Raw genomic sequence first — 22,833 nt, 5'->3', positions numbered from 1 at the left:
GATGGCGGCGAACTGAGGGGATGCCCGGACGGAGAACCGTCCGGGCAGTCCCTCTCGCACCGTTGCGGCGGCGCGGACGCCTCGGCCTCATCCAGCGGATCCCGTCACCGGCAAGGCCTCCGTGGACTCCAGGTGCTCCCGCAGCCACTGCTCGGTGTTGTTGACGTGCACCAGGGCCGCGGCATGGCACAGCACGGCGTCACGTGCGGCCAGTGCAGCGTAGATCGCCTCGTGTTCCGCCAGCGTACGGGCCGCCACCCGGGTGTCCACCAGACCACGCCAGATCCGGGCCCGCAGGGTGCGGCCCGAGATGCCCTCCAGCAGGGTGATCAGCGTTTCGTTGCCGGTGACGTCCACGATGGCGCGGTGGAACGCCACATCGTGCGCGTTGAGACGCTCTACGTCGTCGCGCGCCTCGCGCATGGCGTCCAGATGCCGCTTCACCTCCGCCAGTCTTTCGTCCGAAAGCCGGGCGACGGCCAGGGCGGTGGCGGCGGGCTCGAGCAGACGCCGCACCTCCATGAGGTCCAGTACGGCACCGGGATCGCCCTGGAGCAACTCCACCGCGCCACCGAGGCCCTCGAGCAGCAGGCTCGGCTGCAGGCTGGTGACATACGTGCCGTCGCCCCGTCTGATCTCCAGCACGCGCGCCACGGACAGCGCCTTCACCGCCTCGCGTGCGAGGTTGCGGGAGAGCCCGAGCTGGGCGGCCAGCTCGGGCTCGGGGGGCAGCTTCGCGCCCGGAGGCAGAACCCCGGAGGCGATGAGTTGGCGGATCTGGGTGATCGCCTTGTCGGTCAGGGACACGGCTGACTCCGCTCGTCGGGCGCGAAGGGGGTCTCGGCGCGGAGAAGCCCTTGGTCGCGCAGGTCGTGCCAGAGCTCCTGGGGGATGGGCTGTTGGTGCAGCCCCGCGTTGCGCCGCACCTGTCCGGGGTCGCGCATGCCGAGCGTGACGTTGATGACGCTGGGATGAGTGAGGGGGAAGGCGATGGCGGCGGCGGGCAGGGTGGTGCCGTGGGCCTGGCAGACGTCGGCGATGGCACGGGCGCGGTCGACGAGTGCGGGCGGGGCGGCCCGGTAGTCGTACTTCATGCCTTCGGCGGGCCGGTCCTCGGCGAGCAGGCCGGAGTTGAAGACGCCGACGGCGACGACGGCCTTGCCGTGTTCCTGTGCGGCGGGCAGGACGTCGTCCAGGGCCGACTGGTCGAGGAGGGTGTAACGGCCGGCGAGCATCACCACGTCGGCGGCGGTCTCGCGCAGGAAGCGGGCGAGCAGGGCGGACTGGTTCATGCCGGCGCCGATGGCTCCGATGACGCCTTGGTCGCGCAGTTCGGCGAGGGTGGGCATGGCCTGGTCGGCGGCTTGTCGCCAGTGGTCGTCGGGGTCGTGGAGGTAGACGATGTCGAGGCGGTCCAGGCCGGTGCGCTCCAGCGTCTCCTCGATGGAGCGCAGCACGCCCTCGGGGCTGAAGTCCCAGTGGCGGCGCAGGTCGTCGCGGACCACGAAACCTTCGGTGTCGACGCCCGTCGGGTGGTCGTTGGGGACTAGGAGGCGGCCGACCTTGGAGGAGATGACGTACTGCTCGCGTGGCCGGTCGCGCAGGGCGGCGCCCAGGCGGTGCTCGGAGAGGCCGAGGCCGTAGTGGGGAGCGGTGTCGTAGTAGCGGATGCCCGCGTCCCAGGCGGTGTCGACGGCGGCCGCCGCGTCCTCGGCGCTGGTGGTGCGGTAGAGGTTGCCGATGACGGAGGCGCCGAAGCCGAGCTCGGTGACCTGGACGGCGGTGGTGGGGATCGTACGGCGGTGCAAGGGTGCTCCCGGGAGGGGTGGTTCAGCGTCGGACGTGTGCGGTGGCGCCCGCGAGGAGCGCCTCGACCTCGGCGAGGGTGGCCATGGAGACGTCACCGGGCGTGGTCATGGTGAGGGCGCCGTGTGCGGTGCCGTAGGCGAGGGCGCGCTCCAGGCCCGCACCGGTGAGCAGGCCGTAGACGAGTCCCGCGGCGAAGCCGTCGCCGGAGCCGATGCGGTCCAGGACGTGCAGACCGGGCATGCGGGGGCCGCTCACCAGCCCGGTCTCGCGTGACCAGGCCAGCGAGGTCCAGTCGTTGACCCCGGCCGAACACACCGTGCGCAGGGTCGTCGCCAGTACCGCCGCCTGCGGCAACTGGGACGCGACCGCGGTGAGCGCGTCGGGTACCTCGTCGTCGGTCAGCCGCACGGCGCCCGGATGCGGGCCCGCGAGTCCGAGCGCACCCACGACGACGTCGGCGTGCCGGGCCAGGCGCCAGTCGGTCTCGCGGGCCCGGTCGGCCCCGCCCCGGCCGTCCCAGAGGCTGGGCCGGTAGTTGGGGTCGTAGGAGACGGTGACACCGTGGCGGCGTGCGGCCGCCATGGCCTCGTCGGCGACGTCGGCGGTGGTGTCGGACAGCCCGGCGAAGATGCCGCCGGTGTGGAACCAGCGCACTCCGGCCGAGAAGACCGCGTCCCAGTTGACGTCCCCCTTGCGCAGCTGGGAGACGGCCGTGTTCGCGCGGTCGCTCACGCCCAGCGCGCCGCGGATGCCGAAGCCCCGCTCGACGAAGTTCAGGCCGTTGCGTGCCGTGCGCCCCGTGCCGTCCGCCGCGACCCAGCGGATGTGCGACGTGTCGACGCCGCCCTGGAGGATCAGGTCCTCCACGAGCCGGCCGACCGCGTTGTCGGCGAGGGCGGTGACGACGGCGGTGCGCAGGCCGAAGCAGCGGCGCAGTCCGCGTACGACGTTGTACTCGCCGCCGCCCTCCCACACCTGGAAGGTGCGGGCGGTGCGGATTCTGCCCTCGCCGGGGTCGAAGCGCAGCATGACCTCGCCCAGGGCGATCACGTCGGTCACGGTGCCGTCCTCTCCACCGCCTCGGCGGTCAGCCGGCGGATCTCGTCGTACGCGCCGCGTTCGAGATGGCCGGGCGTGGCGATCCAGCTGCCGCCCACGGCGAGGACCGAGGGGTGGCCGAGGTAGGCGGGCAGCTGGTCGGGCCCGATGCCGCCGGTCGGAACGAAGCGCGCCTGCGGGAAGGGGGCGGCCAAGGCGCGGAGCATTGCGGTGCCGCCGAGCGGTTCGGCGGGGAACAGCTTGACCGTGTCGAGGCCCGCCTTCAACGCGCGCATCAACTCGCTCGCCGTCGCCACGCCCGGCACGACCGGCACCCCCAACTCGCCTGCTTTGGCGATGACGTCATCGTCGAGACCCGGCGAGACGAGGAACTGGGCCCCTGCCGCCACGGCCCGTTCCGCCTGCTCGGCGTTGAGCACGGTGCCGGCTCCGACGGTCAGAGCGCCGTGCGCCGCCATCGCCTTCACGACCCGCTCGGCGTCCGGCGTGCGGAAGGTGACCTCCGCACAGCGGGCACCGCCCGCCGCGAGTGCGTCGGCCAGGGGGCCGGCACTCGCGGCGGACGCCACGGTGAGCACGGGCAGGAGCCGCGACCCCGCCAGTACGGAGGCCAGGCCGGCGGTCATCGGCCGAGCCATCCGCCGTCGACGGGCAGGGTGGTGCCGTGGACGTAGTCGGAGGCGGGGGAGGCGAGGAAGACGGCGGCGCCGCCGAGGTCGTCGGCGGTGCCCCAGCGTCCGGCGGGGATGCGCTCCAGGATGGCCCTGCTGCGGGCCGGATCGTCCTGGAGGGCCTGGGTGTTGTCGGTGGCGATGTAGCCGGGGGCGATGGCGTTGACGTTGACGCCGTGCGGCGCCCACTCGTTGGCCAGTGCCTTGGTGAGACCGGCGATGCCGTGCTTGGCGGCGGTGTAGCCGGGGACGGTGATGCCGCCCTGGTAGCTGAGCAGGGAGGCGGTGAAGACGACCTTGCCGTGTCCGCGGGCCACCATGGTGGCGCCCACGGCCCGGGTGAGCGCGAACTGCGCGGTGAGGTTGACCTGCAGCACCAACTCCCAGTCGGCATCACTGTGCTGGGCGGCCGGCGTGCGGCGGATGGTGCCCGCGTTGTTGATGAGGATGTCCACCGGGCGTTCGCGTCCGGCGAGGTTCTCGCCCAGGGCGCGTACGGCGGCGGGGTCGGCGAAGTCGGTGCGGATCGCCTCGAACGAGCGCCCGGCGGCCAGCACCTCCTTCTCCACCTGGCTGCCGGACTGCTCCAGGTGGGCGCTGACACCGATGATGTCGGCGCCGGCCTGGGCGAGGGCGCGGGCCATCGCCTGACCGATGCCGCGACGGGCGCCGGTGACGACGGCGAGCTTCCCGGTGAGGTCGAAGGCGCTCATACGGCGGCTCCCCGGGTGTCGTCGGTGCAGTCCACGAGGATCTTCATCACGTCTCCGCCGCTCTCCAGCGCCTCGAAGGCGGCCGGTGCCTCGGTCAGCGGCACGATCTTGGTGATGAGGCGCTGGGCGGGGATCGTGCCGTCGGCGACCAGGGTGACGGCCCGCTCGAAGTCGCCGCGGTCGTACAACCGGGCCCCGACGAGGGTGAGTTCACGCCAGAAGAAGCGGTGCAGGTTGATCTCGCGGGGCCGTGGGTGGATGGCGACCAGGCACAGCCGGCCGCGCACGCCGAGGACGTCGATGGCGGTGTCCACACCGGCCGCCGCGCCGGAGACCTCGAAGGCGACGTCCGCTCCCGCCTCGCCCGTCCACCGCTGGACGAGTTCGGTGATGTCGGTGGCGGCCGGGTCCCAGGTGCTCAGGCCCAACTCCTCGGCGAGCAGCCTGCGGTGGGCGTTGAGTTCGACCACGCGTACCTCGGCGCCGGCGGCGCGGGCGACCAGGGAGATGAGGATGCCGACGGGTCCGCCGCCGACCACGACGACCTTCTCGCCCTCCTTCACCGCCGCCCGGCCCACGTCGTGCACCGCGACCGCTGTCGGCTCGACGAGCGCGGCCTGGTCCAGGGGGAGGGTGGCGGGCAGCCGTATGAGAGTGGAGGCGGGCACCGTCCAGCGCTGCTGCATGGCGCCGGGCGAGTCGATGCCGATGAAGTCCAGATGCTGGCAGATGTGCTGGTGACCGGCGCGGCAGGCGGGACAGGTGTCGTCCCAGCGCAGGGGCATCACCGTGACCGCGTCCCCGGGCCGCCAGCCCTCGACGCCGGGTCCGACGCGGATGATCCGGCCGGCCATCTCGTGTCCGAGGACGGCGGGCGCGGCGACCCGGGCATCCATGTCGCCGTGGAAGATGTGCAGGTCGGTTCCGCAGATGCCGACGTAGGCGGGGGCGAGTTCCACTTCGCCGGGGCCGGGCTCGGAGGCGGTGGCCGGTGCGGTGTCCAGGGTGCGGGCCGAGGTGTATCGGACGGCGAGGGTCATCGTGGGGTCAGGGTCCCTTCCGCGCGGACGCCGATGGTCAGCAGCAGGTTGGCGTAGGTACGGGTGTCGCCGGTGACGACGGCGAGGGCCAGGTCGAGGGAGCGGGCGGCGTCGTAGAACGCGAAGCGGCCGAGGGTGTCGACGGGAACCGGTGCCAGTCGGGAGCGGTACTCGGCGATGGCCGCCGGCTCCGGCTCGCCCTCGGGCGGCACCATCACCTGCGCCGACTCCACGGGCAGGGCGCGCAGCAGCACGTCCAGGACGGTGGTGACGTCGAGGGTGCCGGGTGCCAGGTTGAGGTGGACGGTTCTGGCTCGTTCGCCGACGGCGGTGCTGGCGGGGTAGTGGCCGTCGGCGAGCAGGACAAGGGCACCGTGCCCGGCTCCGGCCAGTGCTTCGAGGATGCCGGGGTGCAGCAGTTCGGTCAGCAGCACGCAGTCCTCTCCTTACTTCTGGTTCTCGTGGTCGGACAGGCGGTAGAAGGCGGTCGCCGTCTCGCAGAGCACCGCGTGCCGCTCGTGCGGCGAGCAGTCGTCCAGCAGGTGCTCGACGGTGGCCGCCCAGCGGGACCAGCCTCCGGCGAGCACGCAGACGGGCCAGTCGGAGCCGAACATCAGCCGCTCGGGGCCGAAGGCGGTCAGCAGGACGTCCCAGACGGGGCGGATGTCGTCGATCGTCCAGGTGCGGTGGTCGGCCTCGGTGATCAGTCCGGAGACCTTGCACCGCACCTGCGGGTGGCCCGCCAGCACGCGCACCTTGCGCACCCAGTCGGAGAACGCGGGCTGTCCGATGGGCGGTTTGCCCGCGTGGTCCAGCACGAGCGGGAGGTCCGGGAAGCGCTGGGCGAGGCGGATCGCCTGGTCGAACTGGTAGCTGCGGATGAGTACGTCGTAGCCGAGGCCCCGGTGCTGTACGGCGCGCAGGCCCCGCTCGACGGCCGGCTGCTGCAGCCACTCCGGGTCGGACTCGCCCTGCACCAGGTGGCGCAGGGCCCGCAGGTACCCGCCCCCGGACCCGGAGCGCAGTTCGTCGAGTACGTCGCCGACCGTGGGGGAGGTCAGGTCCGCCCAGCCGACCACCGCGCCGACCAGCGGGTCCTGGGCGGCGAGGTCGAGCAGCTCCGCCGTCTCCGCCACGGAGGTGACGCACTGCACGACCACCGTGCTCGTCAGCCGGCGTCCCGCCAGGGGCCGGTCGGCGGCCCGTCGCAGGTCCTCGATGCCATGGCTGCGGCGGATCGGCTCGTGGCCCGGTTCATCGAGCCAGGCCTGGGGCCGGCGGTCCAGGTCCCACACGTGGTGGTGGGCATCGACCAGGGGCAGCGGTTCAGACACGGGCGGACCAGACCGGGCCGTCGGGGTAGCTGTACTCCTTGAGGGAGGCGGGGTGCATCTGTGCGCTCAGTCCGGGCAGCGTCGGCGCGAGGTAATGGCCGTCGACGATGCGGACCGGGTCGACGAAGTGCTCGTGCAGGTGGTCGACGTACTCGATGACCCGGTCCTCGGTGGTGCCGGAGACGGCGACGTAGTCGAACATCGACAGGTGCTGCACCATCTCGCACAGGCCGACGCCGCCGGCGTGCGGGCAGACGGGCACGCCGAACTTCGCGGCCAGCAGCAGGATGGCGATGTTCTCGTTGACGCCGCCTACGCGGGCGGAGTCGATCTGGACGATGTCGACCGCGCCGGCCTGCAGCAACTGCTTGAACACGACACGGTTGGCGATGTGTTCGCCGGTGGCGACCTTGATGGGGCTCAGCGCCCTGCGGACGGCGGCGTGGCCGAGGATGTCGTCGGGGGAGGTGGGCTCCTCGATCCAGTACGGGTCGTAGGGGGCCAGAGCCCGCATCCAGTCGATGGCGGGCTGGACGTCCCATCGCTGGTTGGCGTCGACGGCGATGCGGATGTCCGGGCCGACGGTCTCGCGGGCGGTGCGCAGGCGCCGTATGTCGTCCTGCAGGTCGGCGCCCACCTTCAGCTTGATCTGGGTGAAGCCGTCCGCGACGGCCTCGCGGGCGAGGCGGGCCAGCTTCTCGTCGGAGTAGCCGAGCCAGCCGGGGGTGGTGGTGTAGGCGGGGTAGCCCTGGTCGAGGAGGCGGGCGATGCGCCGCTCACGGCCGGGTTCGGCCCGCCGCAGGATCTCCAGCGCCTCCTCGGGCGTGAGGGCGTCGGACAGCCAGCGGAAGTCCACCTGGGCGACGAGCTCCTCCGGTGACATCTCGCCCAGCAGACGCCACACGGGCTTGCCCGCCCGCTTGGCGGCCAGGTCCCAGGCGGCGTTGACGACCGCGCCGGTCGCCATGTGGATGGCGCCCTTCTCCGGCCCCAGCCAGCGCAGTTGGGGGTCGTGGACCAGGGAGCGGGAGAAGGCGCCGAGGTCGGAGCAGACCTGTTCCACGGACAGGCCGACCACGTGCGGGGCGAGGGTGGCGATGGCGGCGGCCTGGGCGTCGTTGCCGCGCCCGGTGGTGAAGGCCAGGGCGTGGCCCTCCAGCCCGTCGCCCGCGTCGGTGCGCAGGACTACGTAGGCGGCGGAGTAGTCGGGCTCGGGGTTCATGGCGTCCGAGCCGTCGAGGTGTTCGGAGGTCGGGAACCGCACGTCCAGGACGTCCAGGGCGATGATGCGGGCTGACGGGGGCACGGGGGAGGACATGGCGGCAACTCCTGTGAGGGGCTGGGGAGACGGGTCCCCCTGCGACGAGACGTGAACGCGGCGGAGGCAGGGCGGCCGGTGGGCCGCCCGGGTCACTCCTGGACCTTGCCGCCGGTGATACGGGAGATGGCGAGGGCGACCAGGATGATCAGGCCGTTGAGGGCGCCGATCCACTGGGCGGGGACACCGGCCAGCGTCAGCACGTTCTGGATCATGAAGAGCAGCAGGATGCCGCAGAACGCGCCGAACATGGTGCCCCTGCCGCCGTTGAGGCTGATGCCCCCGATGACGGCGGCGGCGAAGACGGTGAAGATGTAGCCGTTGCCCTGCGCGGAGGCGACCGAGGCCAGGCGTCCGGAGAGCATCAGCCCGGCGAGGGCGGCGAGCACGCTGCCGGTGACGATGACGATGCACAGCACCCGGTCGGTGCGGATGCCGGCCGCCTTCGCCGCGTCGACGTTGCCGCCGATGGCGTACAGGGAGCGGCCGAAGCTGGTCCAGCCGAGCACCACGATCGCGACGGCGAACAGGGCCAGGCAGATCCAGATCGAGGCGGGCATGCCGAACCATTCGGCGGTTCCGGTGTAGAGCATCGACTGCGGCAGCTGGAAGAAGGTCTGACCGCCGGAGATGCCGGTGAGGATGCCGCGCAGCACGATCAGCATGCCGAGCGTGACGATGAAGCCGTTGAGGCCGAAGCGGATGATCAGCAGCGAGTTGATCACGCCGACGAGCGCGCCCACGGCGAGGGTGAGGGGGACCGACCAGGCGCCGGGGAGCAGACCGAGTCCGTGCCCGGCGCCGGCCGGGACGACCAGCCAGGCCGCGACGCCCGGCGCCAGACCCATGGTGGACTCCAGGGACAGGTCCATCTTCTTGACGATCAGGATCATCGTCTGGGCGAGGACCAGCAGGGCCATCTCGGACATGGTCTGTAGGACGTTGATGAGGTTGTCGGCCTGCAGGAAGACCGGGTTGACGATCTGTCCGACGATCGCGATGACGACGATCGCCGGAACGAGCGCCAGGTCGCGCAGCCGGGCGAGGGGGATCCGGCCGCCGAGCAGCGCGGTGCGCCTCTGCCCGGTCTCCACGGCCTGGGCGGCGGCGTCCGCGAGGACGGTTTCAGGCATTGCTTCAGGCATGCAGGTCCACTCCTTCCATCGCGGCCACGAGGTCGTGGTCGTGCCAGCCGCGTGGTATCTCGGTCGTGACCCGGCCCTGGAACATCACCAGGATCCGGTCGCACATGCGCAGGTCGTCGAGTTCGTCGGAGGCGATGAGCACGCCGGTGCCGGACTCGGCGGTCTCCTCGACCTTGCCGAGGAGGAACTCCTTGGAGCGCACGTCCACGCCGGCGGTCGGGTTGATCAGGACAAGCAGCCGCGGGTCGTCGGCCAGGGCGCGCGCCATGACGACCTTCTGCTGGTTGCCGCCGGACAGGGCGGAGACGGGCAGCTCCGGTCCGGGGGTCTTGATGGCCAGGTTCTCGATCATGCCCTCGGCCAGCCGGTCGCGCAGTCCGCGGCTGAGGAAGCCGTTCCTGCCGAGCCGCCTGGGCACGGACAGGGTCGCGTTGTCGGCGATCGACATGTCCGGCACGAAGCCCTGGTGGTGCCGGTCCTGCGGAACGAACCCGGCGCCGGCCGCGAGCGCGTCGGGCACGCTGCCCGGCCGGGGCCGGCGCCCGGAGATCTCCAGGTCCCCCCTCACGGCGGCGCGCAGGCCTACGACGGTCTCGGCGACCTCGGTACGTCCGCTGGCGGCGGCGCCCGCGAGGCCGACGATCTCCCCGGCGCCCACCTGGAAAGTGACGTCGGTGTAGGTGTCGTCGCTGCTCAGACCGTGCACGGTCAGCGCGGGCACGCTGCTCTTGTCCAGTCTGGCGGTGCGCTCCTGGCGCCGATCTGCCGCGGCCTCACCGGTCATGGCGGCGACCAGCTCGGTGCGGGGCAGTTCCGCGACCGGCGCGGTCACGATGTGCGCCGCGTCGCGGAACACCGTCACCATGTCGCAGATCTCGTAGACCTCCTGCAGGTGATGACTGATGAACAGGAAGGTCACGCCCTGGCGTTGCAGGTCGCGGATGCGGTCGAAGAGCCGGTTGATCGCCGCCGCGTCGAGCTGCGCGGTGGGCTCGTCGAGGATGATGAACCGGGCCCCGAAGGACAGCGCCCGGGCGATCTCGACGAACTGCCGCTGCTCGACGCTGAGGTCGCCGGCCGGGGACTGCGGGTCGACCTCCACCGACCAGGCCGACAGCAGCTCCTGGGCCCGGCGGCGTACGCCGGTCCAGCTGATGAACCGGTGGGGGCCGTGGTGGTGCCGGTTCAGGAAGAGGTTCTCGGCGACGGTCAGCGTGGGGATGATCGTCGACTTCTGGTAGACGCAGGCGACGCGCCGGCGCCAGGCGTCGCGGTCGCTGAGCCGCGGGGCGGGGTCGCCGCCGAAGGTGACCGTCCCCTCGTCGGGGGCGTGCAGGCCCGTCAGGACGGACACGAGGGTCGACTTGCCGGCCCCGTTGCGGCCGACGAGTGCGTGGGTCTCGCCGGGCCGGATGGTGATCCGGGCGCCGTTCAGGGCCACCGTCGGACCGAATCGTTTGACTATGCCCGTCGCCTCGACGACGGGCGGGGCCGCGGAGGCCCGCCCGTCGTCCGCCGGGGCGGGCGCGGGGGTGACAGTACGCTCCCCGTCGCTCATCTCAACCGCCTTGTTCTGGATAGCCGTTGGTCCCTGACCGGGCAGGTCAGTCGAGGTGGTTGCCCCACAGCGACGTGTCGTCGCTCTTGACGCTGGGAACGCCGCCGTAGGTGCCGCCGTCGGCGGTGACCAGAGGAGCGGAGAGCTGGTCCTCCAGCAGACCGTCGCGGACCTGGATGATCGTGCTGTCGTGGTCGGTCTTGCCCGGCTTGAACGTCTTCCCGTCGATCGCGGCCTTGAGGTAGTACAGGGCGTACTTGGCGTACAGGTCGGCGGGCTGGGAGACAGTGGCGTCGATCTTGCCCGCGGCGATGTCCTTGAGCTCCTCGGGGATGCCGTCGTTGGACACGATGAAGACGTGCTTCTTGTCCTTCGGATCCACCAGCAGGCCCTTCTGCTTGAGCACCTGCAGCGTGCCGGACAGGCCGAAGCTGGATTCCATGTAGACGCCCTTGATGTCCGGGTTGGCGGTGAGGTCCGTCTGCAGTTTCTGCGCGGCGACCGCGCCGTCCCAGTTCGTGGCCTCGCCGAACACCTTGATGCCGGGGTAGTTCTTCTTCATGCAGTCGTTGAACGCCTCGGTGCGGTCACGGCCGTTGATCGAGTCGAGGCCGCCCTCGAGCATGACGACCTTGCCCTTGCCGCCGAGCTTCGTGCCGAGGAACTGGCAGGCCTTCTCGCCGTAGGCGCGGTTGTCGGCCCGCACCACCATGAACACCCTGCCGGTGTCGGGACGGGTGTCGACGGTGACGACGGGGATCTTCTTCGCCTCCAGCTGCGCCAGGGTCGGCGCGATGGCGGCGGTGTCCTGCGGCGCCATCGCGATGCCCTTGACGCCCTGGCTGATGAACGTCTGCGCGTTGGCGGTGAGCTTGGCGACGTCGTTCTGGGAGTTCGTGGTCTTCAGGGACAGGCCGAGCTGCTTCGCGAAGTCGGGCGTGTACTTGATGTAGGAGTTCCAGAAGTCGGTGTCGGACCGTGGGTAGTCGACGCCCACGAGCGGTTTGTCGCTCGACGAGGCGGAGGTGCCGGAGCCGCTGCTGCACGCACTGAGCAGCGTCAGCGCACAGACGACGGACGCGGTGGAGCCGAGTGCGGTTCTGATTCTCATGGGTACTTCCTCGCGCTGGTCCCGGAGCGGGGTTGTTACACCGATGCGACGATTGGGTGTCGCTCTCAGAGAGATGGGATGTTTATAGGGTGGGCGCGAGGGGATTGTCTAGAGGTCTGAAGAGGGCGCTTGAAGAATGCCGCTAGAACGGGCGACTGGAGGCCCACGTCATGGGATGTCGACAACAGATCCATCCCATCAATGTTGCGAACCTGTGATGGGATGTCTCTTGCGCCCGGATCGCTCGATGGCCGCGCCGGTGCGCGTCGGCGGTGCGTGGCTGCGACCCCGTCAGAGCGCGTCCGTGGGCCCCGGGCTGACCGGTGAATGCCCGTTCGGGACCTCACAGGCCCGAGCGTCGAGGTCGTCCGTGGCCTTGACGAGGTCGCCGGGCTCGGCCGGCACATGTGAGGGCCTTCGATCGACGGCGAACTGCTGCCATGCGGACCGCTCCCGCTCGTGCCCGCACGGCCGGGGCCGTGAGCGGACTCGACCAACGAGACTGCACGACGCGCGGCTTGCAGGTACGCCCACACCTCCACGACGTGCTGTGCCGGATGTGCCGAAGGCGACTGGGTCGCTCTGCTGCCGACACCAGCCCCGGGTACGTCTGGTCTGCCGTAGGTCATGGGCGAAGCCGGAGTCGAATCGAGGCGGGGGCGACAGTGCCGTGGAGGATAGGCGCGCTTGTCGAATCTCGTGGCCACCGCCCGAATGTCCTTCAACGCGTTGATCGTGCGCTCAACTTCGTTCCTCCGCTTCCGGACCGTCTCCTCGAAGCGTGGGACTTGCCGGCACCCGACGACCACAACCCAGCATCGGCGGCCGCGGCGAGGCGGGCGCGCCAGGCGGCGTCGTGCTTGTCGCGGACATCGGGCCCTGGCGCGGCTGCCACGGCGGCGTGGAGACCCTGTTAGCGGGGATCCCCGGCGAGCATGCCCGCCTGGTCGCCGCCGGCCGATGCCACCGGGCCCGCCGCCCGGCCGCCGCGACCGGTCCGTACGGGCTCGGCCGCGCCGGGCCGGCCCCGCATCGGACGGTGACCCACCAGGACTGACGAGCAGTCAGTTCGCCTGGGAGCGCCGGGACTCAGAGCCAGCCGCGGCGAGCGGCTGCCAGGCGAGCTGCATCCGCGTGTCGGCGCCGGCGAGCGTCATCATGTGCTGGATGTGGCGCTGCACGGTGCGCCTGCTCAGCCCCATCTGACTCGCGATGGCCTTGTCGGCGACACCCGCCACGAGCAGCGAGAGTAGCCGGGCGGTCGGTCTCGGTCAGCGGGTCGGCGTCGACGACCCCGTCGGTGCCCTCCATCCCGCCGGACGCGCTGACGTTCAGCGGGACCGCGGTCTCCCAGTAGCGCTCGAAGAGCGAGGTGAGCGCCTCCAGCAGGCTGCTGCCTCGCACCAGCGCGGCCGTCGCCACCTGGGGACTGCCCTGGGGCCCACCGGGGACCAGCGGGCAGATGGCGATGGCGCGGTCGGCCACGGCCAGGCGCAGCGGCAGGTGCGGGACCGACCGGGCCACCTCACCGGCGCGCACACCTTCCACGACGTTGTCGACGGCGCCCTCGTCGTCGAAGAAGGCCTGCTCGTACAGGACGCGGTAGCGCACCCCGCGGGCGAGGGCGTCGTACTCGGCGCGGTTGCTGCCCAGTCGTCGAAGACCGGAGAGGTCGGCAGGTAGTACGGGACGAAGGGCGCCGAGGTGCCGGACACCTTCGCCCGCAGCTGCGGGGCCACCATCTGCCCATCGAGGGCCACGGCCTGATCCAGGGCGTGATGTTCTTCGACGTCGCCAAGCGCATCTACGTCAGCCCGACCGCGCAGGTCACCGACGGCACCTTCGAGTTCGCCTCGCGCTCGACGCGGGCCAGCCATGAGCACGCGGAGGAGCACTTGCAGGTGCTCCCGGAGATGACAGCAGTACAGGTCGGCGCCGGAGGTGACGCCGAGGATCGCGGTGAAGCGCTGGTAGGTGCCGACGCGACTCTGCGCGTGGGCCGGGTTTGCGGTCGTCAGATTCCAGGGACAGGCGCTGGCCCGGCATCTGCGCGGACTGCCGATAGCCGCTGCCGGGCAGCGCGTACGGAACACCGGACAAGTAACGGGCGTGTCAGCTCTCGTCCTGCCAGTACCTCGGCCGCCCGGCCGGCCGGGATCGACGTAGCATCAAGACGGTACCCCGTCGGTCGGGCTCGGGTTCGCCCGGTCTTGCAGCACACAGGAGTGGCAAACCCCATGGACGCACCTGCGGACAGCCCATGGTCCGGAGCCGGTCTGGACCCGCTGACCGGTCGCGTTCTGGAACACCTGGTGACTGTGCCGTCGGCTGACGCGGACGAAGTCGCGGCAGCGGTCGGAGCGTCAGCGGCGGACGCGGCGCGGGCTCTGCGCGACCTCGCCGACGCCTCGCTCGCCCTGCGCACCGACGCTGCCGCGCCACGCTGGGCGGCCGGCCCTCCACGCACCTCCCTGAGCGCCCTGCTGGCCCGTCGGCGGGCTGAACTGGCGCGCACCGAAGGGCTCGTGGAGCGTTTGCACGAGATGTACGAAACGGTGTCCGGACCGCGCTCGGCCCACCTGGTGGAGCTGTTGGAGCGCGAGGACGAGGTATCGGCGCGCTATGCCCAGCTGCTCAAGGGTTGTGCGACCGAAGTGCTGCACTTGGCGAAACCGCCCTACCTCACCAGTTTGGGGGTGGCCGCGGAGGCATCAGGGGTAGCGGACGGGGTGCGGATGCGTTCCGTGTACGAGACCGAAGGCTTCTCCGACGAGGTGTCCCTGGCCACGGCGGTGCGCGGCACCGGGCGGGGCGGGGAACTTCGGCTGGCGCCACGGCTGCCGGTGAAACTCGTGGTGTTCGACCGGACCGCGGCCCTGCTGCCGGTGCGGGGGGACCGGCCGTCCGCCGGCTCACTGGTGGTTCACTCGCCCGCGCTGGTCGAGGCGCTGGCCGACCTGTTCGAGAGCGTGTGGCGACATGCCGAACCAATGTCCCTCTCCAGCCGGACCGATGCGACGTCGCCGGCCGGCGGACACCACGGCACGCCGCTGCCGGACACCGGGGCGACGGGGACACCCGACCCGCGCACCCGGGAGATCCTGCACCTGATGGCCGCGGGGATGAAGGACGACACGATCGCCCGCGTACTCAAGGTGAGCCGCCGCACCGTTCAGAAACATGTCACCGACGCGGGCACACGGCTCGGCGCCCGCACCCGCTTCCAGATCGCCCTGCTGGCGGCCGAACGGGGGTGGTTGACGGGTGGCTCGGCGGAAGGCTCCGGACAGTCTGCCGCAGGGGCGGTTACGCGGCCCGGCATCACCGCGCACGGTGCCGTACCCGTGGATACGGCACCGTGATCGAGGCCTACGTGGTGGGCTTCAACGCGAAGTCCCTGTGGGTGACCCGGTCCCGGTGCACCACGGTCCGGCGGGTGAGGAGCCGGTGGCCGTCCGCGCTGGCCTGGAGGGTGTGTACGCCGGGGGCGCGCGAGAACAGGGTGTAGAGACCGTCGCCCACGGCCGGGTCCTCCGGCGTGGCCACGGTGAGTACGGCGGTGTCCGGCGCCGAGGTGTCGGCGACCTTCGCGCCGATGATCGCCGTGCCGGTGCGGGCGTCCTGAACGGTTCCCACCGTCAGCCCGCCCGGCACCGGCTCCAGCGTCCGGCTCTGCACGCTCACGTCGTCGACTTCCCAGAAGTAGGCCCAGTTCGCGACGAAGTGGAAGCGCAGCCGCACCGACGACTGCCCGGCGTACTGCCGCAGCGGGACGCTCAACGTGAGGTGGTCGGCCTCGCCGTTCTCCTTGGGACCGCCCCACACGTTCTGCCAGGTGGCGCCGTCGTCGGTGCTGGCGTCCACGGTCATGCGCTGCTGGCTGAGGTTGGTGATGTAGTGCGTCTTGAAGGTGAGACTGGCCGACTGCGCCGTGGACAGGTCGTAGGCGGGGCTGACCAGTGAAGTGTCCTGATGCGGTCCGAAGGGCGCGTTGTCGCTCTCGATGGTCGCGAAGGAGCCGCTGCCGCCGGTGGCGTTGCCGCGCTGGGTGGGGTCGTCGAACTGCCAGCCGTTGTCGCTGTCTGCCGGGCTCGCCACCGTCCAGCCCTGTGGTGCCGCGGTCGGTGTGTCGAATCCCTCGGAGTGCTCGGTGGTGTGGAGGGCGTATCCGACGGCGGTGGCCGCATCCGGGTCGGCGGCCAGGGCGCTGTCGGCGGTCACGGCCTTCCTGCCCACCGTCACCTCGCGGGAGACCGCCTCGTAACCGGGCAGGGCCGCGGTGACGTCCAGGGTGTAACCGGCTTGCTCAGGAAGGGAGATGTCGTACCGGCCGGTGACCGGGTCGGTCCACACCGGCGGCTCCGGCGAACCCTCGACGGCGATCCGGGCGTACAGCGGCCAGCCGTGTCCCGAGCCGTCCCGGACCGTGCCGCGCACATGGGTGCGGGGCAGGGCCTTGAGGCCGAAGTCGCGTGTCACGGTCTCGCCGTCCGCGATCTCCAGGGAGACCGGTGCCGTGGACGCGTAGCCGAAGGCCGTGACGGTGAGCCCGTCGACCTCGCCTGCGGGCAGGTTCAGGGTGTACGTGCCGTCGGCGGTCGTGGTGGCCACGTCGAGGCCGGAGGCCACGGTGGCGTCGGCGACGGGTTTGCCGGTCCTGGTGTCCGTCACTTTGCCGGTCAGGGTCCCGCTCGGGCCGCTGCGGAAGGCCGCCAGTCCGGCCGGGGTGCCCAGGCCGGTGGGGCCGTCGTAGCCGGTGCCCGCGGTGCACAGGTAGGCGGAGGCGCAGGTGCCGTTGGATCCGGAGGTGATGTCGTTCAGTCCGGTGCCGCCGGCCGTGTACGGATACGCGTTGGGGTAGGTGCCCGGGCGCGGTGAGCCGGCCAGCGCGTAGACGCCGGCGATCACCGGGGTGGCCGCGCTGGTGCCGCCGTAGGTCTGCCAGCCGGTGCCGTGGCTGCCGAACGTCGAATAGACGGCAACGTTGTCAGCCACCGCGGAGACGTCCGCGACACTGCGTCCCTGGCAACCGGTGTCCTGCTGGAAGGATGGCTTGGACTGGTACGACGCGCAGCCCGAGCCGGGCCCGTAGGGGCCGCGCTTCCACACGGTCTCGTCCCACCCGCGGGCAGTGTCCGGGTCGGCGACCAGATTGGTGCCGCCGACCGCCGTCACCGTGGGAAGGGTGGCCGGGAAGGCGACGCCGTAGCCGTTGTCCCCGCTCGCCGCGACGACCGCGACGCCGGGATGGTCGTAGGAGGCGCCGTACGTCGGGACGTCAGAGGCGTAGTCGCCGGAGCGGCCGTAGGAGTTGGACACGTACTTCGCGCCCAGCTCGACCGCCTTGTCGACCCCGGCCGCGAGCCGGTCGAGTCCGTCGTTGTCGGTCTCCACGAGCAGGATGCGCGCCTGCGGGGCGACCGCGGAGACCATGTCGAGGTCGAGGGCGATCTCACCGGCCCAGCCGTCGTTGGACAGCGGGTAGTCGGTGCCGCCGCGCTGGTCCACCTTGCTGAAGCAGCCGTTGGCCGTGGTGCACGGCGGCAGCCCGTACTGGGCGCGGTAGACCGCCAGGTCCGCTTCGGCGTCGGGGTTGTCGTAGGCGTCCACGATGGCGATGGTCTGCCCCGCGCCGCCGTCGGCCGGGAGGCTGTAGGCGCTCTGCAGGTCCTGCGGTCCGAGCCCCGGCGGCGTCTGAGCCGCGGCCAGCCGGAGCAACGGGGACTCACTCGTGGAGCGCATGGCGAAGCACGACGCGTGTCCCTTCGCAGGCGTGCCGCACACGGGAGTCAGGCCGGTGGCCACGCCGGCTTCGTTGTCCCGAGAGGTGTCGAGGCGGGCCGGAGGGGCAGCGGCATCTGAGGGCGTGGCCGGCATGGCATGCGCGGGCGCCTCGATGCAGAGCAGAGCAAGGGCGGCGAGCCCCAGGGCGGTCACACCCGAACGGAGCCGCGGGGCCACGGATATTCGCTCTCTTCGGAACGCGGATTGCTTCACTTCGTACCCATCGTGACGGGCCCTCGGAATCGGGCCGGGAACAGGGGAGACCTGCGCACAGGAAGACGTCCCGGACAATTAGCCGGTCAGGCATGACGGGATGTCAATAGGCCCTTCGTTACACGTTCATTTCCCGGAGACTGCCGACTTCCGCCGAGGGTTCTCACTTGTGCAGAATCACGAAGTGGCATGGCAAGTCCCGCGCCGGGCAGCAGAGTTCCCAGTCACAATGGACGGGGCCGCCCGAGACCTCCGCTGATTACTGCATGCTCCGCACCCTTTTCCTCTCGAAATAGCCGAACAATGAGGTGACTCGGCCATGATGGCCGTGCCTGAAGAGTCCCCTAAATGATCTTCCAGTGCTACGGGCAGGCTCGGCTGCCGTACGAAAGTTTCTGGTGTGGGCGACGTCGTGCAGTCGCGCGATGCCGGGCGTGGCGAGGTGGAGGACGTCGCCCTCGACGCCCGCTCCGCGCACCCGCGCCTGCCGGCCCCGCGGGTTGGCAGCAGGAGGCCTGGCGGCGATGGCGCGGCCTTTCTCGGCCCTGCCGGGTATCGCGAGCTTGAGGCTCACCCAGAGGCCCTCGCGATGCTCCGTGAAGATCATCAGCGTTACGGCTGGGCGCCGGCAGAAACCGAACAGTTCTTGCCGGGACTGGACCGGGCCGGCGAGCCGACCGCCTATCGGTTCCGCTGCTTGCACTGCAACACAAGCCTGGCATCCTGGGACATCGGCTGACAGCAGCTTATTCCGCGCCGTGATCACGGTCATCGTCGGTCGTTCGCCCGCTTCGTTCCCTTCTCGACTTCACCGACGTCCTTGTGGTCGAGGCGGTCTCCACTCCTCGCCCGGGTCGGTGCCCGGACAGTCGGAAAAAGACGAGGCGTAGACACAGCGCGTACCAACGTGCCCTGGATGAACAGCGGTTGCGCCAGCAAATGGTCGTCAATTCCGGGTTCTGGCACAGATCTTGGGGAGTCGTCGCAAAGTGTTACCCCGTCGTTCGATTGCGAAGAGTTGGGTTCGCGTGAGACCGCGTACGCCTTGTCGTCCATCGAGCAGAATTGACGCTCCATCAACTCCTAGCCACCCGCTGCTGCAGCCGGTTGTCGCCGGTGATGGTGCTGGTCACGCAGACCGATGCACCGTTCTGGGACTCGCTGGTGTTCGACGGAATCGACGATATAGAAGTCGAGGCAGCCACAGCCGCCTTCGGTACGGTCGAGGTGGCGGCGAGAGGCCGCGCGGTCGGCTCTTCATGTCCCGACTGCGGCCGTTTCTCGGACCGAGTCCACGACCGCTACCAGCGCAGGCTGAAGGACCTTCCGCCACCTGAGCAGGGCTTTGTGATCCGGCTGACGGTCCGGCGCTTCACCTGCGGAGCGGCGGACTGCCCGTGGCGGACGTTCGCTGAGCCATTCTCGCAGCTGACTGTCCCGCACGCGCGGTTCCCCACGCGGCTCAACCAAGCCCTGGAGCGAGTGGGGCTCGCGCTGGCCGGGCGGGCCGGCGCCCGGCTGGCGGCCCAGCTGAGCTTCGGCGTCGGCCGGATGACCTTGTTACGCAGGGTCATGGCATTGCCCGGTCCGAAGTTCAGAACTCCACGTGTGCTGGGCGTGGACGAGCTCTACGGCCGAGCAGGATTCGAACTCCTCCGCAAGAGGATCCTGCTTCAGTGAACCCTCCGCGATCCCGACCCCGATGTTGCGCCAGAAACGCCTTCGGACCTCACTCGTCAGAGGCGCGGCCCGACAGTGGGATGCGAGACCAAGGTACCGGCCGTGATCTGCAGTTGCGCTTCCCATGCCGCCTCGTCGAGCCCCAGCGTGTACTCGATGCAGCACGCGCATGGCGGGAGTAGCGCCAGGAATGCTTGCTCCTCAGCGGTCTCGACCTCCATCTCCGACCACTCGTCCGATGCCAACCCGCCGAGATCCACCTCCCCGGCGGTGAATCGCTTGGCCAGCCTGCGCAGCGCGTAGCGTCGGGCCAGGTGGTGATCTGGCAGATCGATCCCCAATTCTTCGAGAGCCTGCTCGAACGTGTCGCGGATGTCCCGGGGGTCCGCGTGACGCGGCAGGCCGGCGAGCTCACACAGGGTCGGCGTGTCCATTCCCGCTGCGAGTGCCTGGGCAGCTGTCATGGGCAGGTCTTCCGGACACACCTGATCCGCCTGATACAGCCACGCTGCCACCACCAGGGGCGGATAGGTGCTGTGGACAGGGCTGTCAGGTTCGGATGTCTCGTCTATCGCTGCCATGGTTCATACGATGCCAGCACGGCTTGCGAGAGCGTCTTGCAATTTGGACTGTCCCGGCAAACCGCCTGTGGTCCGACCCAGCTCATGCTGTTGCCCCGGTGACACTCCGCGACCGCTCCCCAAGATCTGTGCCAGAACCGATTCTGGGGAACGGCGTGGGTATCCCCCGCCAGCAGGTTCTTGGGCTGATGGTGGTACATCGTGCGTGCGGTTCTGACCTGGGCGTATGCGTGATGCGACGGGTGGATGGCGTGGGCCGGCCCGGATACGGTCCGGATCTTGGCCGTGAGTTGCCTGCCTCGGAAGGGCGGAGTCGGCCGACGATCCGGGTCGGCCGTCAGGGACAGTCGTACGAGAAGTGGGCGGCGGTCGCCCGGTGACCGGGAGACAGGATGCGCAGTTCCGCCCGTGCCGCACGGTGGCCCGGTCCCTGGTAGGTCCATCGGAGGTGCAGGCGCGCGTGTCGCTCCCCCCGGACCATCACCTCGTGCAGGACGTCGGAGGCGGTGCCGTCGCTTCGGACCCATCGGTAGGAGAGGGTGCCGCGACGGCCGTTGGTGGTGATCAGACCGACGATCTCCGCGGTGCCGTCGCATCCCAGAACCGTCGGCCTCGCCGTGACGGCAACCTGGGTGACCGCCACGGACTGCCCGAAGCGCTGCCAGGCCAGGAACACCAGGACGGCTGCCACCAGCAGCGTCGGCAGAGCGTTCTTGCGCAGCCTCCGACCGGAGGACGCGGGAGCCGACGACGTGGCGGGAAGTGTCCGGACGGTGCGGTGCGCGACGGCGGCCGTCACACCGGGCCCGAAACGCAGCACGCTGCCCTCGACGCGGTCAGGCCGGGTCGCGGAAGCGCTCGCCGGAACCGGTTCGACGAGGGTGTCGTCCGTTTCGGGTCGCAGGATCCAGTGGCTGGCCAGCACGGTGGCGCTGTACTCGCTGTCGGGGCTGGAGGGCCGGTCGTCGGGGACGTGGCCTTCGGTGGGCACGAGACGGAGTGTGGTGCTGTGCGCGTCGGCGGGTGCGAGCGCCTGCGTGGGCTCCGCACCCTTCACCGTCGGCGTCGGCGTGTTGTCGCTCTGAGCAGTCATCGGATCTCACACTGCCTGGTCAGGATCTGCTGCGAGGCGCCGCCGGAAACCGGCGCCGGAGTGGTCGTGGCCTGGACCGTCCAGTAGCAGCCGTCGTTCTGGAAGGTGTGGTCGACGGTGATCGTGTACTGGGTGGCTCCGCTGCGCTCGAAAGTCTGGGACGCACCGTCGGGGGAACCGGCCCCTCCGCTCGCCTTGTCCGTGAACCACGAGACGGTGACGGAGATCGGCCCGCTGCCGTCCGTGGTGATGGTGATGGTCGCGCTGGAGGTCGTGGGGCCCGTCTGCCGGAAGGCCGATACCGCGACGTTCTTGACGGCGGCAGCGACAGGCGGGGTGGAATAGGCGGTCGTCGGTGTCGCCGGCGTGGACGTGGTTGCCTCGCTGGGCGTCGTCGACTGCGTGGGTGAGTCGGTGGCGGAGGCGGAAGGTTGACCGGTCGGTGTGGTCGACGGGCCCGAGGAGGAGACACCGGGTGTCGGCGACAGGTCGCCTGAGGGGGTGGGCGCCGTGGGCGGGGCGGTGGGCGGCGCCGCTTCGGTGCCGGCCCGGGCCGTGGTGGTGGCCAGGGCATCGACGGTCGGCTCGGCGGCGCCTGCCGAAGCGTGATGCATTCCGTAGGTGAGCAGGAGGCCCAGGAGCACGGCGGCAGCTGAGACGAGCATGCCGGGTCGGCCAGGTCGCCATGACGGGGCCCAGTCGTGGCGTGGTGCATGGCTCAGGACCGTACGTGCGGTGTCCGTTGTTGATCTGGGGGAGCGGGTGGACGGCAGCAGCAGCGCCAGAAGGGCCACCAGGGCGGCCAGCCGGGCGCGGCCGCGTTCCTCCCAATCGGCGCCGTAGACGGCGCCGGCGATCGCCTCCAGTTCCGTCACGAACGCCTCGGCCTGTGCCGGCCGCTGGTCCGGTTCCTTGGCCAGACCGCGGCGGACCAGCTCGCGCACCGCTGCGGGTAGCTCCTCCACAGGGACCGGGGCGTCGACGTGCTGCAGGGCCAGTTCGGCGATGTTGTCGCCCGAGTACGGCTTGTGCCCCGTCAGGCACTCGAAGAAGGTGGCCGTGGCCGCGTACACGTCCGCGGCGCAGGAGGCGGGGGAGCCGGTCCACTGCTCGGGGGCCATGTAGGACGGGGTTCCGGCCACACCCGCGCTGGTGCCGGCGTCCACCGCGATACCGAAGTCGACGAGCTTGGACGATCCGTCCGTCTCGACCAGGACGTTCTCCGGCTTGTAGTCGCGGTGGACGACGCCGATGCGGTGTGCGTCGGCGAGACCGAGCAGTGATCCCTTGAGAAGGACGAGCGCGGCCTCGGGATCGAGTGGCCCCTGACGGGTCAGCAGCGTCCGCAACGAGACACCGTCCACCAGTTCCATGACGATGGCGGCGCCCTGCGGGCTCTCCACGTACTCGTACAGGCCAGCCACGTACAGGCTCTGCAGTCCGCCGAGCAGGCGCGCCTCCGCCCGGAAATCGTGCACGAAACCAGGCCGCGTGCGCAGGGACTCGCTGAGGTACTTCACCGCGACCCGTACGCCGGTGTCCGCGTGCACGGCCAGCACGACACGACCGCTCGCACCCGACCCGAGTTCGAGAGAGTCGGTGTATCCGGGCACCACCCATGTGCTCACGTCATCCCCCCAGACGGCATGCCGCCGTACCTGACCAACTCCCGAAGCGGCTGGACCATGCGTGCTTTGAGAGACACATTTTCAGCCGCGGCGGTT

General features: G+C 70.6%; 20 protein-coding genes and 2 pseudogenes. 4 read left to right on the top strand and 18 right to left on the bottom strand.

The features are described from left to right. Positions 1-87: 87 nt before the first annotated feature. The 13 genes and pseudogenes from ACZ4N4_RS27035 to ACZ4N4_RS26975 all read right to left on the bottom strand — a co-directional run. Entirely contained in the window at positions 88-807 is a 720-nt protein-coding gene (locus tag ACZ4N4_RS27035) for a FadR/GntR family transcriptional regulator (protein ID WP_457683606.1), read from the bottom strand. Continuing rightward, the gene (locus ACZ4N4_RS27030) at positions 798-1,808 is read right to left on the bottom strand and encodes an aldo/keto reductase (RefSeq protein ID WP_467593088.1); all 1,011 of its coding nucleotides are present in this window, start codon (positions 1,806-1,808) and stop codon (positions 798-800) included. Before ACZ4N4_RS27030 ends, ACZ4N4_RS27035 begins: the two co-directional genes overlap by 10 nt. 22 nt (positions 1,809-1,830) lie before the next feature. Beyond that, entirely contained in the window at positions 1,831-2,868 is a 1,038-nt protein-coding gene (locus tag ACZ4N4_RS27025; protein ID WP_453579059.1) for a PfkB family carbohydrate kinase, read from the bottom strand. After that, entirely contained in the window at positions 2,865-3,494 is a 630-nt protein-coding gene (eda, locus tag ACZ4N4_RS27020) for a bifunctional 4-hydroxy-2-oxoglutarate aldolase/2-dehydro-3-deoxy-phosphogluconate aldolase (protein ID WP_453579056.1), read from the bottom strand. Before eda ends, ACZ4N4_RS27025 begins: the two co-directional genes overlap by 4 nt. Further along, the gene (locus ACZ4N4_RS27015; RefSeq protein ID WP_453579053.1) at positions 3,491-4,252 is read right to left on the bottom strand and encodes an SDR family oxidoreductase; all 762 of its coding nucleotides are present in this window, start codon (positions 4,250-4,252) and stop codon (positions 3,491-3,493) included. The genes eda and ACZ4N4_RS27015 overlap by 4 nt, the downstream gene beginning before the upstream one ends. Continuing rightward, positions 4,249-5,292, bottom strand: a complete 1,044-nt coding sequence (locus ACZ4N4_RS27010) for a zinc-dependent alcohol dehydrogenase (RefSeq protein ID WP_467593083.1) — start codon at positions 5,290-5,292, stop codon at positions 4,249-4,251. The genes ACZ4N4_RS27015 and ACZ4N4_RS27010 overlap by 4 nt, the downstream gene beginning before the upstream one ends. Beyond that, on the bottom strand, positions 5,289-5,726 hold the full coding sequence (locus tag ACZ4N4_RS27005; RefSeq protein WP_467593079.1) for an RbsD/FucU family protein: 438 nt from the start codon (positions 5,724-5,726) through the stop codon (positions 5,289-5,291). Before ACZ4N4_RS27005 ends, ACZ4N4_RS27010 begins: the two co-directional genes overlap by 4 nt. Before the next feature lie 12 nt (positions 5,727-5,738). After that, positions 5,739-6,626 (bottom strand): amidohydrolase family protein, encoded by an 888-nt coding sequence (locus tag ACZ4N4_RS27000; protein ID WP_467593073.1) that lies wholly within the window; start codon positions 6,624-6,626, stop codon positions 5,739-5,741. After that, positions 6,619-7,944 carry an L-fuconate dehydratase gene (locus ACZ4N4_RS26995; RefSeq protein WP_467593068.1) on the bottom strand — a complete coding sequence of 442 codons (1,326 nt, stop codon included), beginning with the start codon at positions 7,942-7,944 and terminating at the stop codon, positions 6,619-6,621. The genes ACZ4N4_RS27000 and ACZ4N4_RS26995 overlap by 8 nt, the downstream gene beginning before the upstream one ends. A 92-nt stretch (positions 7,945-8,036) precedes the next feature. Then, positions 8,037-9,077 (bottom strand): ABC transporter permease, encoded by a 1,041-nt coding sequence (locus ACZ4N4_RS26990; RefSeq protein WP_467594303.1) that lies wholly within the window; start codon positions 9,075-9,077, stop codon positions 8,037-8,039. Between the two features lie 4 nt (positions 9,078-9,081). Further along, positions 9,082-10,647, bottom strand: coding sequence for a sugar ABC transporter ATP-binding protein (locus ACZ4N4_RS26985; RefSeq protein WP_467593063.1), 1,566 nt, complete (start codon positions 10,645-10,647; stop codon positions 9,082-9,084). 46 nt (positions 10,648-10,693) lie between these two features. Continuing rightward, positions 10,694-11,758: a sugar ABC transporter substrate-binding protein gene (locus ACZ4N4_RS26980; RefSeq protein ID WP_467593058.1), complete on the bottom strand. Its 1,065-nt coding sequence runs from the start codon at positions 11,756-11,758 to the stop codon at positions 10,694-10,696. A gap of 625 nt (positions 11,759-12,383) precedes the next feature. After that, positions 12,384-12,537: pseudogene (locus ACZ4N4_RS26975) on the bottom strand (IS5/IS1182 family transposase); the annotation flags it as partial. 77 nt (positions 12,538-12,614) lie between these two features. Between ACZ4N4_RS26975 and ACZ4N4_RS26970 the strand changes: the two are divergent. Continuing rightward, positions 12,615-12,815 carry a hypothetical protein gene (locus tag ACZ4N4_RS26970; protein WP_467593055.1) on the top strand — a complete coding sequence of 67 codons (201 nt, stop codon included), beginning with the start codon at positions 12,615-12,617 and terminating at the stop codon, positions 12,813-12,815. A 32-nt stretch (positions 12,816-12,847) separates the two neighbouring features. Here ACZ4N4_RS26970 and ACZ4N4_RS26965 read toward each other — a convergent pair. Beyond that, positions 12,848-13,408: pseudogene (locus ACZ4N4_RS26965) on the bottom strand (helix-turn-helix transcriptional regulator); the annotation flags it as partial. Between the two features lie 128 nt (positions 13,409-13,536). On the opposite strand from ACZ4N4_RS26965, the gene ACZ4N4_RS26960 reads away from it, so the two are divergent. Further along, positions 13,537-15,120 carry a helix-turn-helix transcriptional regulator gene (locus ACZ4N4_RS26960; protein WP_467593052.1) on the top strand — a complete coding sequence of 528 codons (1,584 nt, stop codon included), beginning with the start codon at positions 13,537-13,539 and terminating at the stop codon, positions 15,118-15,120. A 7-nt stretch (positions 15,121-15,127) separates the two neighbouring features. Here the strand turns inward: ACZ4N4_RS26960 and ACZ4N4_RS26955 are convergent, their stop codons facing one another. Then, positions 15,128-17,500, bottom strand: a complete 2,373-nt coding sequence (locus ACZ4N4_RS26955; protein ID WP_467593048.1) for a carboxypeptidase regulatory-like domain-containing protein — start codon at positions 17,498-17,500, stop codon at positions 15,128-15,130. 655 nt (positions 17,501-18,155) lie between these two features. Between ACZ4N4_RS26955 and ACZ4N4_RS26950 the strand changes: the two genes are divergently transcribed. After that, positions 18,156-18,494, top strand: a complete 339-nt coding sequence (locus ACZ4N4_RS26950) for a CbrC family protein (protein ID WP_467593043.1) — start codon at positions 18,156-18,158, stop codon at positions 18,492-18,494. Between the two features lie 380 nt (positions 18,495-18,874). After that, a complete protein-coding gene (locus ACZ4N4_RS26945) occupies positions 18,875-19,435 on the top strand; it encodes a transposase family protein (protein WP_467593039.1) in 561 nt (186 codons plus the stop codon). Between the two features lie 56 nt (positions 19,436-19,491). On the opposite strand, the gene ACZ4N4_RS26940 is transcribed toward ACZ4N4_RS26945, so the two are convergent. The 3 genes from ACZ4N4_RS26940 to ACZ4N4_RS26930 form a co-directional block, all read right to left on the bottom strand. Further along, entirely contained in the window at positions 19,492-20,016 is a 525-nt protein-coding gene (locus ACZ4N4_RS26940; RefSeq protein WP_467593033.1) for a hypothetical protein, read from the bottom strand. Positions 20,017-20,353: 337 nt separating this feature from the next. After that, positions 20,354-21,109 carry a hypothetical protein gene (locus tag ACZ4N4_RS26935; protein WP_467593030.1) on the bottom strand — a complete coding sequence of 252 codons (756 nt, stop codon included), beginning with the start codon at positions 21,107-21,109 and terminating at the stop codon, positions 20,354-20,356. Then, positions 21,106-22,737: a serine/threonine-protein kinase gene (locus tag ACZ4N4_RS26930; protein ID WP_467593027.1), complete on the bottom strand. Its 1,632-nt coding sequence runs from the start codon at positions 22,735-22,737 to the stop codon at positions 21,106-21,108. Before ACZ4N4_RS26930 ends, ACZ4N4_RS26935 begins: the two co-directional genes overlap by 4 nt. Positions 22,738-22,833: the final 96 nt, after the last annotated feature.

The organism is Streptomyces sp. NPDC026538, from assembly GCF_055567535.1.
Note: the sequence above shows the minus strand (reverse complement) of the source record. Positions and strands in the feature narration are given on the sequence as shown.

Bases quoted from the DNA above. Each gene is read 5' to 3' on its own strand.
- eda (WP_453579056.1), bottom strand. From the start codon at position 3,494: ATGACCGCCGGCCTGGCCTCCGTACTGGCGGGGTCGCGGCTCCTGCCC.
- ACZ4N4_RS27015 (WP_453579053.1), bottom strand. From the start codon at position 4,252: ATGAGCGCCTTCGACCTCACCGGGAAGCTCGCCGTCGTCACCGGCGCC.
- ACZ4N4_RS27010 (WP_467593083.1), bottom strand. From the start codon at position 5,292: ATGACCCTCGCCGTCCGATACACCTCGGCCCGCACCCTGGACACCGCA.
- ACZ4N4_RS26995 (WP_467593068.1), bottom strand. From the start codon at position 7,944: ATGTCCTCCCCCGTGCCCCCGTCAGCCCGCATCATCGCCCTGGACGTC.
- ACZ4N4_RS26990 (WP_467594303.1), bottom strand. From the start codon at position 9,077: ATGCCTGAAACCGTCCTCGCGGACGCCGCCGCCCAGGCCGTGGAGACC.
- ACZ4N4_RS26985 (WP_467593063.1), bottom strand. From the start codon at position 10,647: ATGAGCGACGGGGAGCGTACTGTCACCCCCGCGCCCGCCCCGGCGGAC.
- ACZ4N4_RS26980 (WP_467593058.1), bottom strand. From the start codon at position 11,758: ATGAGAATCAGAACCGCACTCGGCTCCACCGCGTCCGTCGTCTGTGCG.
- ACZ4N4_RS26960 (WP_467593052.1), top strand. From the start codon at position 13,537: ATGTTCTTCGACGTCGCCAAGCGCATCTACGTCAGCCCGACCGCGCAG.
- ACZ4N4_RS26955 (WP_467593048.1), bottom strand. From the start codon at position 17,500: ATGCGCTCCACGAGTGAGTCCCCGTTGCTCCGGCTGGCCGCGGCTCAG.
- ACZ4N4_RS26945 (WP_467593039.1), top strand. From the start codon at position 18,875: ATGGTGCTGGTCACGCAGACCGATGCACCGTTCTGGGACTCGCTGGTG.
- ACZ4N4_RS26940 (WP_467593033.1), bottom strand. From the start codon at position 20,016: ATGGCAGCGATAGACGAGACATCCGAACCTGACAGCCCTGTCCACAGC.
- ACZ4N4_RS26935 (WP_467593030.1), bottom strand. From the start codon at position 21,109: ATGACTGCTCAGAGCGACAACACGCCGACGCCGACGGTGAAGGGTGCG.